The sequence below is a fragment of the Idiomarina sp. 29L genome (genome assembly GCF_004123135.1).
In the GTDB taxonomy this organism is placed as follows: Bacteria; Pseudomonadota; Gammaproteobacteria; order Enterobacterales; family Alteromonadaceae; genus Idiomarina.
This window is the reverse complement of the sequence record NZ_SDJS01000003.1, coordinates 1-15338: the sequence shown is the minus strand read 5'-3', so window position 1 is coordinate 15338 and position 15338 is coordinate 1. Positions and strand designations below refer to the sequence as shown.

Sequence of the window (15338 nt, the reverse complement as noted above, 5' to 3'; positions counted from 1 at the left end):
ATATGAATCCTTTATTCTATAAGGTCACCGCGTAAGAGAAACTTACCCGCGGCAATAGTCCCAACAAAGCCGAACATCGCAATGAGCAATGCGGCTTCGAAATAGGTTTGAGTGTTTTGATACAGACCCAGCAATAAAAGCAACGCCAGAGAATTTATGTAGATAGTATCTAACGCTAAAATCCGATCAGGAAGATCAGGACCTTTAATGAGGCGCCAGAAATTCATCAGTATTGCCAGGCTAAACAGCAAAAACGCAATTTGCAGTAAGGTACCTAACATTGGAATATCTCCTTTAATCGGCGTTCGTAGCGGTGACGAATTATTTTAATTACCTCGTTGGGATCCTCCTCCGAGAAAGCGTGTATCAAAATACCTTTTCTCCCGCGAGTGATTTCACAAGAAACGGTACCCGGCGTCAGCGTTATGGTACTTGCCAGAATGGTTACCGGAAGTTCTTCTTTCATATCCAGCGGGAAAACGAAAAATGCCGGTGTAATAGAACGTCTTTTGCCGACAATTAGCGCAGCAACTTTAAAGTTCGCAATGATAATGTCGTAAAGCAAAATGAAGAAATAGATAACGGCTAGGTGCGGCTTCTTTACTCTAGCAAAGCTTGGCCAAGCTGGCTTGAACAAAATAGGAATAAGTAGGGCGAAGATAAGCCCCAACAAGACCACCCCAGCACTGACTGAATTAAACAATAAAAGCCAAATAACCAGCAAAAACAGGCTTAACATGGGCGCCGGTAACAGTTTATTCATCTGACACCTCCGGTGCTTCTAAAACCCAGTTTGGATAGTCTTCAGTACGCTCAAGCTGCTCAGCTACTGACTGAGTGTACTGTTGTATTGGGTTTGCAAATACAGTCATCAATAATGACAGCAGTAATAGACTTGCGATTGAAATTCGTTTACCCAAAGCCGCCGATTGATCGGATGGTTTTCCCGATAGTGTGTGCCAAATCATTTTACTGCCTGCCCGAGTAACGGCCACCAGCATAATGAAAGTGGCGCCTATAATGGCAGCCCATAACCAAAAGTTATGGCCGTTAGCACTAGCCGACTCCAGAATCATCAATTTACTCACAAAACCAGAGAGGGGGGGGAGTCCAATTATGGCGACGGCCGACACGAGGAACATGACTGCATAGGTCGAGTGGTTCGCCATCTTTTTGCCCGAGACGATGCGGGAAGCGGTCTTCCCCCTTTCAAAGGCCATAACATCTGCAAGAAGGAACAGTGCCCCTGTTATAAATGTTGAATGAATCAAATAAAACAGTGCAGCGCCGGTTGTCTGAGTGGAGAACAGGCTGTAAGCGGTCAATATGGTTCCCACAGAAATAACAACCAAGTAGGCAACCATTAAGCGGAGGTCACGAGCGGCCAATATACCAACGGCGCCTGCAAGCATAGTCAATAAGCCCATTACCCACAACCAGTCGTGGGCGACAAGAGCGAGTTCGTTGGCGTCGGCACCGAATATCAAGGTGTAGACACGAATGATTGAGTAAATCCCAACTTTAGTCATTATTGCGAATAGAGCCGCAACGACGCCGCTGGTTGTCGAGTACGCTTGCGGTAGCCAAAAATGAAGTGGCAGTAATGCAGCTTTCAACCCAAATACGATGAGTAACATAAGCGCGCCGGCTTTTGCGAGCACTGCTTGATCGCCACTTAACGCCTGTATTTTAACGGCCATATCAGCCATGTTTAAAGTGCCGGTGACACCGTATAAGGTTCCTACGCTTATCAAGAAAAGAGCGGAACCCAATAGGTTCAATAAGACATAGTGAAGGGTCGCCCTTACTCTAAACTTACCGCCACCGTGCATAAGCAGAGCGTAAGAAGATATGAGCAGCACCTCAAAGAAAACAAATAGGTTAAATAAGTCACCTGTGGCGAAAGCCCCCATTATGCCCATTATCTGAAACTGAAAGAGTGCATGAAAGTGAGAGCCAAGATTGTCTTCAGAGTAACAGCCATATACAAGTACCGGAAGCGCAAGTATGGCAGTGAGCAGCATCATCATGGCGCTAAGCTTATCAACCATAAGAACAATGCCGAAAGGTGCCTCCCAATTACCCAATAAGTAGACCAGCATCTCTTGAGAGTTAACCTCAATAACCAAAAATGCGCTCGCCACCAGTGTCAGAATACTTGCACCAAGGCCAATTGCCCGTCTTTTGGGCTGCGGTCGATCACCCCAAGGCAACAACTGCAATAACGCCGTAAATAGCGGAATAAGAATTGGGAGTATCGCTAGGTGTTGATGCCACATCAGCGGTTGTCCTCCGAGTTACTGTCACTGACTTCATCTGTGCCGACTTCGCCCCGAGTTCTAACGGCCAGAATGATGGAATAAGCGGTCATTGCGAAACCTATTACGATGGCTGTTAGTACTAGCGCTTGTGGCAAAGGGTCCGCATAACTGTCACTGGTGCCAAGTATTGGTGCACCATCTATCGTTAATCGACCAGTTGAAAATAAGAATAAATTGACCGCATAAGACAGCATCGTGATTCCAACGACAACGGGAAAAGAGCGCCCTCTGAGAATAAGAAATACGCTACAGGCTGTAAGGATACCGACGGTGACTGAATATAATGTTTCCATTAGTTGCCCTCGTGAGTTGGACGGTGGCGTGTCGTCATTTTGCCGAAATTACTTAAAATCATCATGGTGGCGCCAATAACTGTAAGGAATACGCCTAAATCGAACAGGAGTGCGGTAGCAAATTCCCATTTACCGACAACAGGCCAGTCCAAGTATGTAAACCAGCTAGTGAGGAACGGTTTATTAAACAGCCAACTTCCCAGGCCGGTGAGTGCTGCTGTCATGACCCCAATAGACATGAGCGATTGATAATTAATATTGAATCTTTCTTTAACCCAATCAACGCCATTTGCAACATACTGAAGAATCATTGCAGATGCGGCAATAAGCCCAGCAATAAACCCTCCTCCGGGTAAGTTATGGCCACGCAGGAATATATAGACAGCAACGACCATTGCCATCGGTAAGATTAAGTTGGCGACGTTCGTTAGCATTAATGGATGTTTAATACGGTGCCATGGTCGGCCGTCAACATCACTTGAAGGCATAAACGGCTTAAGTTTGTTAAGCAGTTTGTGTATGCCGGCTGCAGCGATAGCTAAGACGGTTATCTCACCAAGCGTATCAAAGCCACGAAAGTCGACGAGAATAACGTTGACAACATTAGTGCCACCGCCGCCGGTTTTTGCGTTAGCAATAAAGAAGTCGGAAATTGACTCTGCTGGAGATGTTAAAATTGCGAAGTTTAACGTGGCAACAATACCGCCGATAAAGCTAGCAATGATGATATCGCGAAAAACCCGGTGACCGCTTGATGCTCTATTCGTTTTTTGTGGCATAAAAAAGAGTGCCAGTATCATCAGAATGATGCTCACAACCTCAACGACTAACTGGGTCATAGCCAGATCGGGCGCTGAGAAGTGAGCGAATGCTAAGGAAACCATTAACCCCACAACAGAGAGCATCATAAGCATAACAAAACGGTTGCGATGCAGTGTAGCCGTTCCGAAAGCGGCTCCGATTAACACGATGGCGCCAACCATCGAAACGGTATCTATCGGTTGTTGAGGTGAGCTTCCCGTAAGGGCACTAATATCAATAAGCGAAGGCAGTAATATGACAATGACGCTGATTAAAACAAACGCCATATATCGTTGCAGAGAGCCCGTATCCAATTTGTCAAACAGTTGCGATGAAGCATCACTGGCTTTTTGAACGATTCGTTCAAAGTTATGTTTTGCGTCCTGACCATCAAACTGTCTATTGAAAGTAAATAACTGGTCTCTGGCAATGTAAATTAGTATCCCTGCAACAACCGCTATTGCACTCATTAGCAGAGGAATATTAAAGCCATGCCATAATGAGAGCTTGACGTTTGTTTGAGTGTTTGTAACAGCGGTCACTGCGGAATTTAGCAGCTCCGACACTATTGGCATTGGCGCGAGGCCTATAGCAATGCAAAGCAGCGCTAATAATGCAACCGGTGCAGACATCATGCGTGGCGGGTCATGTGGCTTTTTAGGCAGTTCCTTATATTCACCGTTAAAAAACACATCGTGAATAAAGCGAATTGAATAGGCTACGGAAAGGGCAGCCCCCACAGTGGCAAGCATCGGTACAAACCAGGATAAGCCCCCAAACAAGTGCTGTTGGGCAGCTTGATCAAGGAAAAGCTCTTTCGACATAAAGCCGTTAAAGGGTGGGATACCAGCCATCGACGCCGCCACAACCATAGCCAGGGTTGCAGTAATTGGCATCAGGCCCATCAACCCCTGAAGCTTGCGCATATCACGTGTGCCTGATTCATGGTCAATAATACCGGCCGTCATAAACAGTGCGGCTTTAAAGCACGCGTGATTAATGATATGGAACATAGCGGCTATAACTGCTGCTTGTGAACCGACGCCTAACAGCATGCAAATCAAACCGAGGTGACTGACTGTTGAAAATGCTAATAGCCCTTTCAAATCATGCTTCAATAGAGCGAAGTAAGCACCGACTAACATGGTGATTAAGCCGGTGACCGTCACAATGGTCAACCAAAGCTCTGTTCCTGCCATGACCGGATGGAACCGGGCCAATAGGAATATTCCCGCCTTTACCATGGTAGCAGAGTGTAAGTACGCACTGACCGGTGTAGGCGCTGCCATTGCGTGTGGCAACCAGAACTGGAATGGAAACTGCGCTGACTTGGTGAAAGCCCCAAGCAATAAAAGGACAAGCGCTGCGGTGTAATACTCGTGGTTCTTTATAACGTCTGCCGATGCAACGATATCGTCAAATTGATAACTTCCCGCGATGTTCCCGATAATCAGTAAACCAGCTAGCAAGGCCAGCCCGCCTGCGCCTGTTGTTGCTAATGCCATACGAGCCCCGCGCCGGGCATCGCTGCTGTGAAACCAGTAGCCGATAAGGAGAAATGAAGAAATACTGGTCAGCTCCCAAAACGCCCACATAAGCAAAATATTGTCTGCCATGACAATGCCGAGCATTGAAGCCATAAAAAGGAGTAAACAGGCATAGAACCTTGAGTCGTCGTCTTCGTAAGATAGGTAATAGTGGGCATAACCAATAATAAGGACACCGATACCTAGTATCAACGAACAAAATAAAAGAGAGAGACCGTCGAGGCGAATAGCAAAGTCGAGACCAATAGACGGTAGCCACTCAATAAAATGTTTAGGAATGTTGCCGGAAAGTGTTTGTGGCGCATAGCTTAATAAAATCGCTATGCCAGTTAGCGGTATCAGGAGTGTGACGCCGGTTTTTATCAGTCGTGGCGTTTGTTTTAGTAATAAAGGTAATAACGCACCAAACAGTGGCGCCATGATGATAATGAGTAAATTCATAGGCTCATCCGTTGTCTCATTGCTAACGCTTTTGTAGCCACTAACTAAATGAAAATTAACTGTAAACGATGTACGAATTTACCATTGTAACGGATGACTGCCAATATAATCTCAACTGTTATAATCCGTTATTCATCCTGTCTCACGAAAAAAAGTGAGATTGCCCTACCACATCCAAATTTTATCTGTTACAATTCGCCGCCCTTTTTATAAGGGAAAAACCAAAGGCAGCACGACCCGAGAGGGTCTGTTTTTTTAACTAAGCGGGGCACTGAAATGATCCAAATGCAAACTACCCTGGACGTTGCCGATAACTCCGGCGCGCGCAGCGTACAATGTATTAAGGTTCTAGGTGGTTCGCACCGTCGCTACGCAAACATCGGCGATATCATCAAAGTTACTGTTAAGGAAGCAATTCCGCGCGGTAAGGTGAAAAAAGGTGATGTTGTGAATGCGGTGGTCGTTCGCACCAGAAAAGGCGTCCGTCGTCAAGACGGGTCGGTCATCCGTTTTGACCGCAACGCGGCTGTGTTGTTGAACAGCAACCAACAGCCCATTGGCACTCGTATCTTCGGTCCGGTAACTCGTGAGCTGCGTTCAGAGCAGTTTATGAAGATTATCTCGCTGGCACCAGAAGTACTATAAGGAGTCAATTATGGCGGCAAAAATTAAACGTGATGACGAAGTAGTCGTCCTGGCAGGTAAGGACAAGGGCAAGCAAGGCAAAGTCCTGAAAGTTCTTACTGATAAAGATCGCGTTATCGTCGAAGGCGTTAACGTAGTCAAGAAACATCAGAAGCCAAATCCGGCTTTAGGTGAGTCTGGCGGCATCGTAGAACAAGAAGCACCAATTCATGTTTCTAACGTTGCGATCTTTAATCCAGAGACAGGTAAAGCAGATCGTGTTGGTTTTCGTGTTGAAGACGGCAAAAAAGTCCGTTTCTTCAAATCGAACAACGCAATCATTTAATTTAAACTTGGAGTTTTACGATGGCGAAACTGCATGATTTTTATAGAGAATCGGTAGTTCCTGGACTGATGAAAGAGTTCAGCTACAACAGCGTCATGCAAGTCCCTCGGATTGAAAAAATCACCCTTAACATGGGTGTTGGTGAAGCTCTGGCTGACAAAAAAGTACTTGATAATGCAGTCGCAGACTTAGAGGCCATTTCTGGTCAAAAGCCTGTTCGTACTGTTGCACGCAAGTCTGTCGCCGGTTTCAAAATCCGTGAAGGCTTCCCGATTGGCTGTAAAGTAACTCTGCGCGGCGAGCGCATGTGGGACTTTTTGCAACGTTTAATCTCGATTGCAATCCCACGTATCCGTGACTTCCGTGGCCTCAACCCTAAATCGTTTGACGGTCGTGGTAACTACAGCATGGGTGTTCGTGAGCAGATCATCTTTCCGGAAATCGACTATGACAAAGTCGACAAGGTACGTGGTCTGGATATCACCATTACCACTAATGCTGGCACAGATGACGAAGCTCGTGCTTTGCTAGCTGCCTTTAACTTCCCGTTCAGAAAGTAAGGTGTAGAGTTATGGCAAAACAGTCAATGAAAGCGCGTGACGTGAAGCGAGCTAAAATCGCTTCAAAATACGCAGAAAAACGCAACGCACTGAAAGCGGTCATTAATGACGTAAATGCATCAGACGAAGAGCGTTGGGAAGCAGTTCTGAAATTGCAGAAGCTCCCACGTGATGCCAGTCCGTCACGTCAACGTAACCGTTGTCGTATTACTGGTCGTCCTCATGGTTTCCTTCGTAAATTCGGCATGAGCCGTATTAAGGTCCGTGAGATGGCGATGCGCGGTGAAATTCCTGGCTTGAAAAAAGCTAGCTGGTAAGCCACGAATCACGGGAGAAAGCAAATATGAGCATGCAAGATCCAATTGCGGATATGTTCACACGCATTCGCAACGCTCAAGGTGCTAATAAAGTAACGGTTAAAATGCCGTCTTCTAAGCAGAAAGTGGCGATTGCTCAAGTTCTGAAAGAAGAAGGTTTTATTACGGGTTACAGCGCTGAGAGCACTGCTAAACCTGAGCTTGAAATCGAATTGAAGTATTTCGAAGGCAAGCCAGTAATTGAATCAATCGAGCGCGTTAGTCGCCCTGGTTTGCGTATCTATAAGAAGCGCAACGAGCTGCCTAACGTAATGGGTGGCCTTGGCATCGCAGTTGTTTCGACGTCTAAAGGCCTGATGACCGATCGTGCCGCTCGCCAAGCTGGTCTTGGTGGCGAGATCATTGGTTACGTAGCGTAATTAGGAGGTAGGAAATGTCACGTGTTGCTAAAGCACCTATTGAAATTCCTGCTGGCGTTGAAGTTACGCTAAATGGCCAGGAAGTCACGATTAAAGGTGCTCAAGGCTCACTGAGTCGTGTTGTAAACGATGCAGTTGAACTGGTAAAAGAAGACAGCGAATTACGCACAAACCCTCGTGAGGGTGTCGCTAATTCAACGGCTCAAGCTGGTACAGCTCGCGCATTGTTACAAAACATGGTGGTCGGAGTCACTAAAGGATTCGAACGTAAGTTACAGTTGATGGGTGTTGGTTACCGTGCGCAAGCACAAGGTAAAAAACTGAACCTAACTCTGGGCTTCTCGCATCCTGTGGAGTTCGAAATTCCAGAAGGAATTACTATCGAAACTCCGACTCAGACTGAAGTCGTCGTTAAAGGTGCAGATAAGCAGTTAGTCGGTCAAGTTGCCGCTAACATTCGCGCATACCGTAAGCCAGAGCCTTACAAAGGTAAAGGTGTACGTTATGCTGACGAGCAAGTGCGCCGTAAAGAAGCCAAGAAAAAGTAGGGTAATACGATGGACAAGAAAGCAGCTCGCTTACGTCGTGCTACTCGCGCACGTAAACAAATTGAAGAGTTGGGTGCAAATCGCCTGGTCGTTCACCGTACACCACGGCACATTTACGCACAGTTGATCGCACCTAACGGTTCTGAAGTGCTGGCAGCCGCATCGACTGCAGAGAAAAGTGTTCGCGAAGGGCTTAAATCTACGGGTAACGTAGACGCAGCTAAAGTCGTGGGCAAAACTATCGCTGAACGAGCGATTGAAAAAGGCGTTAAAAGCGTTTCTTTCGATCGTAGTGGTTTCAAATACCACGGTCGCGTAGCAGCTTTGGCTGACGCAGCTCGTGAAGCCGGACTTCAGTTCTAGGAGACGAACATGGCAAATGTAGAAGCTCAAAATGGTGAACTGATTGAAAAGTTGATTACAGTTAATCGTGTAGCAAAAGTTGTTAAAGGTGGTCGTATCTTTAGCTTTACTGCACTGACTGTAGTTGGCGACGGTAAAGGTAAAGTCGGTTTTGGTTATGGTAAAGCGCGTGAAGTTCCTGCCGCTATTCAAAAAGCAATGGAAAAAGCACGTCGCAACATGGTTACCGTTCAACTGAAAGGCGAAACTTTACAGCATCCTGTTAAAGGACGTCACTCAGGTTCACAGGTATACATGCAGCCTGCGTCAGAAGGTACAGGTATCATCGCCGGTGGTGCGATGCGTGCGGTACTAGAAGTTGCAGGTGTTCATAACGTGCTGTCAAAAGCATATGGTTCAACCAACCCAATCAACGTTGTTCGTGCCACTATTAAGGCGCTGAACGACATGAAGTCGCCTGAACAAGTAGCGGCTAAGCGTGGATTGCGCGTTGAAGAGATACTGGGGTAGTGAACAATGGCGAAAAAGACAATCAAAGTAACACAGACGCGTAGCTCTATCGGTCGTTTACCGAAGCATAAAGCTACACTACGTGGCTTGGGTCTCCGCCGCATTGGTCACACAGTAGAGTTGGAAGACACTGCTGCAGTCCGCGGTATGGTGAACCAAGTAAATTATATGATTAAGGTGGAGGGATAAATGATGGAATTAAATAATCTTTCTCCCGCACCTGGTGCAAAAAGCAGCAAGAAGCGCGTTGGACGCGGTATTGGATCAGGTCTGGGTAAAACCGGTGGTCGTGGTCACAAAGGGCAGAAATCTCGCTCTGGTGGCAGCGTGAAGCCAGGTTTCGAAGGCGGTCAAATGCCAATCCAGCGTCGTCTGCCTAAATTTGGTTTCACTTCTCGCAAGGCTATGACCACTGCGGAATTGAACTTGGCAGAGATCGCGAAAGTCGAAGGTGACGTTGTTGATTTAGCAACGTTAAAAGCTGCAGGCTTGATTCGTAAGAACATTTTGGCTGCTAAAGTCATTAAGTCTGGCGAAATCAGTCGTAAAGTGACTGTTAAAGGTCTGAAAGTCACCAAAGGCGCTCGCGAAGCTATTGAAGCTGCTGGCGGAAAAATCGAAGGATAGAGCAAATGGCTAAACCAGGATTGGAATCAAATCGAGCGCAAGGTGGCTTGTCGGAACTTAAGCGTCGCCTGTTGTTTGTGTTAGGAGCGATTATCGTTTTCCGAGCGGGCTCCTTTGTGCCTATTCCTGGTATTGATGCCGCTGTACTCGCTCAGTTGTTCGAACAGCAAAAAGACACCATCGTTGCCATGTTTAACATGTTCAGCGGTGGTGCTTTAGAACGTGCGTCAGTATTCGCATTGGGTATCATGCCGTATATTTCGGCCTCTATTATTATGCAGCTGGCTAGTGTGGTTCACCCGCGCTTAGCTGAAATTAAGAAAGAGGGCGAGTCTGGTCGTCGTAAGATTAACCAATATACGCGTTGGGGTACTTTGATACTGGCAACGTTTCAGTCGATAGGTATAGCCACTGGCTTACCTAATTTAATGCCTGGGTTAGTTATCGACCCTGGCTTCGGCTTTTACTTTACTGCTGTTGTTAGCTTGGTTACAGGGACAATGTTCTTAATGTGGCTAGGTGAACAAATCACTGAGAGAGGTATTGGTAACGGTATCTCTATCCTGATATTTGTGGGTATTGTAGCAGGGTTGCCCTCGGCTATTGGTCAAACATTTGAGCAAGCACGCCAAGGCGATTTGCACTTGCTATTATTGCTATTGATTGGGGTTGTTGTTGTTGCAGTCACTTACTTTGTTGTTTTCGTAGAACGTGGTCAACGTCGTATCGTTGTTAACTACGCAAAGCGTCAACAAGGTCGTAAAGTATTTGCTGCACAAAGCACGCACTTGCCTTTGAAAGTAAATATGGCTGGTGTTATTCCTCCAATCTTTGCATCGAGTATTATTTTGTTTCCGGGAACTATCGCTACCTGGTTCGGTTCAGGTGAAGGTGTTGTCGCCGACTTTTTACAACAAGTGTCGATGACATTGTCTCCCGGTCAGCCGCTTTATGTGTTATTGTACGCGGCTGCAATTATTTTCTTCTGTTTCTTCTATACTGCGTTGGTATTTAACCCGCGCGAAACAGCTGACAACTTGAAGAAATCCGGCGCTTTCATCCCAGGCATACGCCCGGGTGAGCAAACGTCGCGTTACATTGACAAAGTAATGACTCGTTTGACCTTAGCAGGTGCTCTGTACATTACCTTTGTCTGTTTGGTTCCTGAGTTTATGATGATTGCTTGGAACGTTCAGTTCTACTTCGGCGGTACATCGTTATTGATTATCGTGGTTGTCATCATGGACTTTATGGCACAGGTACAGACTCATATGATGTCTCATCAATATGATTCTGTGCTTAAAAAAGCTAATCTTAAAGGCTACGGTCGGTAAGGTTAGGTAGAACGGAGAGTAGCAATGAAAGTTCGTGCTTCCGTGAAGAAAATCTGTCGTAATTGTAAAATCATCAAGCGTAACGGTGTAGTTCGCGTTATTTGCTCTGATGCGAAACACAAACAACGACAAGGTTGATTCGAAGGAAAGGTCGGCGGCTTAATAGTCGCCGCCTTGAAGTATTTGCAATTCGGCAATCGGTTGAGTATCCTAACGGGCTTTTCAACTGATGCCTACAAATTAAAGGAGACGTGTTAGTGGCCCGTATCGCTGGCATTAACGTTCCTGACAATAAACATGCAGTTATTGCCTTAACTGCTATCTATGGTATTGGGCGTACTCGCTCGCAGCAAATTTTAGCTGCAACGGGAATCGCTGAAGATACTACGATTGGTTCATTGTCAGAAGACAAACTGGACGCGCTTCGTGACGCAGTGTCGAAATTCGCAGTCGAAGGTGACTTGCGTCGTGAAGTATCTATGAACATTAAACGTTTGATGGACCTCGGATGTTTCCGTGGACTTCGTCATCGTCGCAGCCTTCCTCTACGTGGACAGCGCACTAAAACAAATGCGCGCACCCGTAAAGGACCGCGCAAACCAATTAAGAAATAGGGGGATTGAGTAATGGCTAAAACACCAACTCGTTCTCGCAAGCGCGTTAAAAAGCAAGTCGCCGATGGCATGGCTCACGTGCATGCATCTTTCAACAACACCATCATCACCATTACTGATCGCCAGGGTAACGCACTAGCGTGGGCTACCGCAGGTGGATCAGGCTTCCGTGGTTCACGGAAATCAACGCCGTTCGCAGCACAGGTTGCAGCAGAACGAGCAGGTGAAATGGCGAAGGAATACGGACTGAAAAACCTGGAAGTATTTGTGAATGGTCCAGGCCCAGGTCGTGAATCATCGATTCGTGCCCTGAACGCCGTTGGTTACAAAATCACAAATATTACCGATGTGACACCGATTCCTCACAACGGTTGTCGTCCGCCTAAGAAACGTCGCGTTTAAGGCGTGAATCGATAGTTGGAGAAAGATCATGGCAAGATATTTGGGTCCTAAGCTCAAGCTGAGCCGTCGCGAAGGAACAGACTTGTTCCTTAAAAGCGGCGTTCGCGCAATCGATTCTAAATGTAAGATCGAAACTGCACCAGGACAACACGGCGCGCGTCGCGGCCGTTTGTCAGACTACGGTGTTCAGTTGCGTGAGAAACAGAAAGTTCGTCGTATGTACGGCGTTCTGGAAAAGCAATTTCGTAACTACTATAAAGAAGCAGCTCGACTTAAAGGCAATACTGGTGAGAACCTGTTGCAATTGCTAGAACAGCGCTTAGATAACGTAGTTTATCGTATGGGTTTCGCGTCAACACGCGCTGAAGCTCGTCAATTGGTTAGTCACAAAGCAGTTGTTGTGAATGGCCAGGTAGTGAATATTCCATCGTTCAAGGTTCGTCCTGAAGATGTCGTTTCTGTTCGCGAAAAAGCGAAAAAGCAGGCACGTATCGGAGCAGCACTGGAACTTGCAGAACAACGTGAGAAGCCAGTCTGGATAGAAGTAGACAACAACAAAATGGAAGGTCAATTTAAACGTCTTCCAGAACGTAGTGACTTGTCTGCTGAAATAAACGAACAGTTGATCGTAGAGCTTTACTCTAAGTAAGGCTTAAGCATAGAGAGAGGACACAATGCAGGGTTCTGTTACCGAATTCCTAAAGCCGAGGTTAGTCGACATCGAGCAAATTAGCCCGACTCATGCCAAGGTTACACTGGAGCCTCTGGAACGCGGCTTTGGTTATACACTGGGTAATGCGTTACGTCGCATTTTACTATCGTCAATGCCAGGTTGCGCAGTGACTGAAGTTGAAATCGACGGCGTGCTGCATGAATACAGCAGTAAAGAGGGTGTTCAAGAAGATGTCATCGAAATTTTGTTGAACCTGAAGGGGCTGGCTGTCAGCGTTGAAGGTAAAGACGAAGCTACGTTGACCTTGAATAAATCCGGAGCAGGTCCTGTAACAGCAGGCGATTTCACTCACGATGGTGATGTAGAAATTGTTAATCCAGAGCACGTTATTTGTCACTTAACCGGTGACTATGAGCTTAACATGCGTGTTAAGGTCGAGCGTGGTCGCGGATACGTTCCTGCGGCATCACGTCAGTCAGCTGACGATGATGAGCGTCCAATCGGTCGTCTATTAGTTGACGCTTCGTTCAGCCCAGTAGAGCGCATCGCATATTCTGTTGACGCAGCTCGGGTTGAACAGCGTACTGACTTAGACAAGCTGGTTATCGAAATGGAAACCAATGGTACGTTGGATCCAGAAGAAGCGATTAGACGTTCTGCCACAATTTTAGCAGAGCAGCTAGACGCTTTCGTTGAACTTCGAGACATCAGCGAGCCGGAACAAAAAGAAGAGAAGCCGGAGTTTGATCCGATTCTTCTTCGTCCGGTCGACGACTTGGAATTGACTGTTCGGTCTGCGAACTGCTTGAAGGCAGAAGCGATTCAGTACATTGGTGACTTAGTACAACGTACCGAGGTTGAGTTGTTGAAAACACCTAACCTAGGTAAGAAGTCGTTAACTGAGATTAAAGATGTGTTGGCATCACGTGGCTTGTCTCTGGGTATGCGCCTGGAGAATTGGCCACCAGCTAGCTTAATTGAGAACGACTAAGGTCACCTTAGTAATAGATTTACTGAGAAGGGTATAGGTATGCGCCATCGTAAGAGTGGTCGTCAACTAAATCGAAACAGTAGCCATCGTCAGGCGATGTTCCGTAACATGGCAAGTTCGCTAGTTCGCCATGAAATTATCAAAACGACGTTGCCAAAAGCTAAAGAGCTACGTCGCGTGGTAGAGCCATTGATTACATTGGCAAAACAAGACAGCGTCGCTAATCGTCGATTAGCTTTCGCTCGTACACGTGACAAAGAAATCGTTGGTAAACTGTTTAATGAATTAGGCCCGCGTTATGAAGAGCGCGCTGGTGGTTACACTCGCATTATGAAGTGTGGCTTCCGAGCGGGTGATAACGCACCTATGGCTTACATTGAGTTAGTTGATAGACCAGAAGTGGAAGAAGTTGAAGAAGTAGTTGAAGAAACTGCCGAGTAAACTTTTAAAAAAGGCCAGCTTAAAGCTGGCCTTTTTATTTTTAATTCGTTTTAAAAAGCTTGTAGCTACTTATTATTATAGATTGCGGTTAATTCCCCTTTATCCAGGTGTCCTTTTTCAACAAGCCATTGTAACTTTTCTTGTTCTAGCCCAGAGCTTTTCGCTTCCAAAGCAAGTAATCGCCATTGTTCCTTAGAGATAGACGTTTTATCGTCATTATTTCCTAAGCTGTTAAAAAAGTTCTTAATACCTTCCAGGACATAGTCAGCAGATTCAGGTAATAATCTCAATGTACCTATAACCGATGAGAGTAAGTTTTCTGATGAACTCTCGTGAGCCGTTCTTATTATTGATTCTGAATAGGAAGGATAATTTTGGAGAGTTAGGGTTATTAAACTGTCGGCTTTTTCCGGTGAATGCTTCATAGCCAAGGGTAGAATGTCATCAATATAAGCCGGTTCTGTTTCGATCGCGGTTTGAACTATCATTTCCACATTCTCAGGAAAATATTCCAATGCTGTTTCGACTACGATATAGGTGACAGCCGGTTCAGCTTGAATAGCAGCTTTTATAATAGCCTTTTTCCGGTTTGGCTCAGTATCAAATGCAGCTGACACAATATAGGCGGCGTGTTCCGGGTAGTTATTAATGAGTATTCGCACCGTCCGCATTATCGATAAATTTTTACTAAGGTGGTTTTCAATTATCGACGAATAGGTTTTTAAAAGCTTGGCTTCTTTTATTGTCGAAGACTGTTCTGAATTAGGTTCGGCAATTGATAATGACGGAAAGCCGGTTAGGGATATCCCCATAATACTTAGCGCAAGAATATAGTTATAGTAGTTACGGCGCATAGCTAGTTATTCCCCTCCTAATCCACTAACACGTCTATCATTTGAATCATAAACGTAGCGATAGTTCAAATAATCATACACTAACTTAACATAAGAGGTTAAAAAAACACCATTTATATCTTTTTTCCGGTTCATGTGAAAAAGATCTTGAAAGGTCCAAAAAGATCTCTATAATTCGCCGCCGTTGTCACGAGATACTCACTGAGTTGAGTCGGATAACGGCGGTTGAGTCAGCCGGGCAAAAAGTCCAGAAAAAGAGGTTGACGAAATCATCGGGAAGTGTAGAATACGCCTCCCTGCTTCGTAAGAAGC

The 15338-nt window shown here is 45.9% G+C and carries 23 protein-coding genes; 17 read left to right on the top strand and 6 right to left on the bottom strand.

All coding sequences use genetic code 11. The features are described from left to right. Nucleotides 1-11: 11 nt before the first annotated feature. From EST55_RS07440 to EST55_RS07420, 5 genes are read right to left on the bottom strand one after another with little or no spacing between them, the layout of a single operon-like run. On the bottom strand, nt 12-281 hold the full coding sequence (locus EST55_RS07440) for a K+/H+ antiporter subunit F (RefSeq protein ID WP_088767700.1): 270 nt from the start codon (nt 279-281) through the stop codon (nt 12-14). Further along, entirely contained in the window at nt 275-763 is a 489-nt protein-coding gene (locus tag EST55_RS07435) for a Na+/H+ antiporter subunit E (RefSeq protein WP_100691665.1), read from the bottom strand. Before EST55_RS07435 ends, EST55_RS07440 begins: the two co-directional genes overlap by 7 nt. Continuing rightward, nucleotides 756-2279, bottom strand: a complete 1524-nt coding sequence (locus EST55_RS07430; RefSeq protein ID WP_100691666.1) for a monovalent cation/H+ antiporter subunit D — start codon at nt 2277-2279, stop codon at nt 756-758. The genes EST55_RS07435 and EST55_RS07430 overlap by 8 nt, the downstream gene beginning before the upstream one ends. Further along, nucleotides 2279-2614: a Na+/H+ antiporter subunit C gene (locus tag EST55_RS07425; protein ID WP_058576147.1), complete on the bottom strand. Its 336-nt coding sequence runs from the start codon at nt 2612-2614 to the stop codon at nt 2279-2281. The genes EST55_RS07430 and EST55_RS07425 overlap by 1 nt, the downstream gene beginning before the upstream one ends. Continuing rightward, nucleotides 2614-5403: a monovalent cation/H+ antiporter subunit A gene (locus EST55_RS07420; RefSeq protein ID WP_129497030.1), complete on the bottom strand. Its 2790-nt coding sequence runs from the start codon at nt 5401-5403 to the stop codon at nt 2614-2616. The genes EST55_RS07425 and EST55_RS07420 overlap by 1 nt, the downstream gene beginning before the upstream one ends. 276 nt (nt 5404-5679) lie before the next feature. On the opposite strand from EST55_RS07420, the gene rplN reads away from it, so the two are divergent. From rplN to rplQ, 17 genes are all read left to right on the top strand, one after another. After that, nucleotides 5680-6048, top strand: a complete 369-nt coding sequence (gene rplN / locus EST55_RS07415) for a 50S ribosomal protein L14 (protein ID WP_053954214.1) — start codon at nt 5680-5682, stop codon at nt 6046-6048. 10 nt (nt 6049-6058) lie between these two features. Next, nucleotides 6059-6373 (top strand): 50S ribosomal protein L24, encoded by a 315-nt coding sequence (rplX, locus tag EST55_RS07410; RefSeq protein ID WP_088767704.1) that lies wholly within the window; start codon nt 6059-6061, stop codon nt 6371-6373. A gap of 20 nt (nt 6374-6393) precedes the next feature. Continuing rightward, the gene (gene rplE, locus EST55_RS07405; protein ID WP_088767705.1) at nt 6394-6933 is read left to right on the top strand and encodes a 50S ribosomal protein L5; all 540 of its coding nucleotides are present in this window, start codon (nt 6394-6396) and stop codon (nt 6931-6933) included. Between the two features lie 11 nt (nt 6934-6944). Further along, nucleotides 6945-7250 carry a 30S ribosomal protein S14 gene (gene rpsN / locus EST55_RS07400; RefSeq protein WP_053954217.1) on the top strand — a complete coding sequence of 102 codons (306 nt, stop codon included), beginning with the start codon at nt 6945-6947 and terminating at the stop codon, nt 7248-7250. Nucleotides 7251-7276: 26 nt separating this feature from the next. Continuing rightward, nucleotides 7277-7669: a 30S ribosomal protein S8 gene (gene rpsH / locus EST55_RS07395; protein WP_053954218.1), complete on the top strand. Its 393-nt coding sequence runs from the start codon at nt 7277-7279 to the stop codon at nt 7667-7669. Nucleotides 7670-7683: 14 nt separating this feature from the next. Continuing rightward, nucleotides 7684-8217 carry a 50S ribosomal protein L6 gene (gene rplF / locus EST55_RS07390; RefSeq protein WP_088767706.1) on the top strand — a complete coding sequence of 178 codons (534 nt, stop codon included), beginning with the start codon at nt 7684-7686 and terminating at the stop codon, nt 8215-8217. Between the two features lie 9 nt (nt 8218-8226). Beyond that, a complete protein-coding gene (gene rplR, locus EST55_RS07385) occupies nt 8227-8580 on the top strand; it encodes a 50S ribosomal protein L18 (RefSeq protein ID WP_053954220.1) in 354 nt (117 codons plus the stop codon). A gap of 9 nt (nt 8581-8589) precedes the next feature. After that, a complete protein-coding gene (rpsE, locus tag EST55_RS07380) occupies nt 8590-9090 on the top strand; it encodes a 30S ribosomal protein S5 (RefSeq protein WP_088767707.1) in 501 nt (166 codons plus the stop codon). Between the two features lie 6 nt (nt 9091-9096). Beyond that, nucleotides 9097-9279 carry a 50S ribosomal protein L30 gene (gene rpmD, locus EST55_RS07375; RefSeq protein ID WP_053954222.1) on the top strand — a complete coding sequence of 61 codons (183 nt, stop codon included), beginning with the start codon at nt 9097-9099 and terminating at the stop codon, nt 9277-9279. Between the two features lie 3 nt (nt 9280-9282). Further along, on the top strand, nt 9283-9717 hold the full coding sequence (gene rplO, locus EST55_RS07370) for a 50S ribosomal protein L15 (protein ID WP_053954223.1): 435 nt from the start codon (nt 9283-9285) through the stop codon (nt 9715-9717). Between the two features lie 5 nt (nt 9718-9722). After that, nucleotides 9723-11051, top strand: coding sequence for a preprotein translocase subunit SecY (gene secY, locus EST55_RS07365; RefSeq protein ID WP_088767708.1), 1329 nt, complete (start codon nt 9723-9725; stop codon nt 11049-11051). 24 nt (nt 11052-11075) lie between these two features. Beyond that, entirely contained in the window at nt 11076-11189 is a 114-nt protein-coding gene (gene rpmJ, locus EST55_RS07360) for a 50S ribosomal protein L36 (RefSeq protein WP_074668972.1), read from the top strand. Nucleotides 11190-11308: 119 nt separating this feature from the next. Then, a complete protein-coding gene (gene rpsM / locus EST55_RS07355) occupies nt 11309-11665 on the top strand; it encodes a 30S ribosomal protein S13 (RefSeq protein WP_053954225.1) in 357 nt (118 codons plus the stop codon). A 12-nt stretch (nt 11666-11677) separates the two neighbouring features. Continuing rightward, nucleotides 11678-12067 (top strand): 30S ribosomal protein S11, encoded by a 390-nt coding sequence (rpsK, locus tag EST55_RS07350; RefSeq protein WP_011235125.1) that lies wholly within the window; start codon nt 11678-11680, stop codon nt 12065-12067. A gap of 28 nt (nt 12068-12095) precedes the next feature. Continuing rightward, nucleotides 12096-12716: a 30S ribosomal protein S4 gene (gene rpsD, locus EST55_RS07345; RefSeq protein ID WP_053954227.1), complete on the top strand. Its 621-nt coding sequence runs from the start codon at nt 12096-12098 to the stop codon at nt 12714-12716. Between the two features lie 25 nt (nt 12717-12741). Further along, entirely contained in the window at nt 12742-13731 is a 990-nt protein-coding gene (gene rpoA / locus EST55_RS07340) for a DNA-directed RNA polymerase subunit alpha (protein WP_088767709.1), read from the top strand. Between the two features lie 39 nt (nt 13732-13770). Further along, nucleotides 13771-14172: a 50S ribosomal protein L17 gene (gene rplQ / locus EST55_RS07335; protein ID WP_088767710.1), complete on the top strand. Its 402-nt coding sequence runs from the start codon at nt 13771-13773 to the stop codon at nt 14170-14172. Nucleotides 14173-14237: 65 nt separating this feature from the next. On the opposite strand, the gene EST55_RS07330 is transcribed toward rplQ, so the two are convergent. Further along, entirely contained in the window at nt 14238-15026 is a 789-nt protein-coding gene (locus EST55_RS07330) for a hypothetical protein (RefSeq protein WP_129497029.1), read from the bottom strand. Nucleotides 15027-15338: the final 312 nt, after the last annotated feature.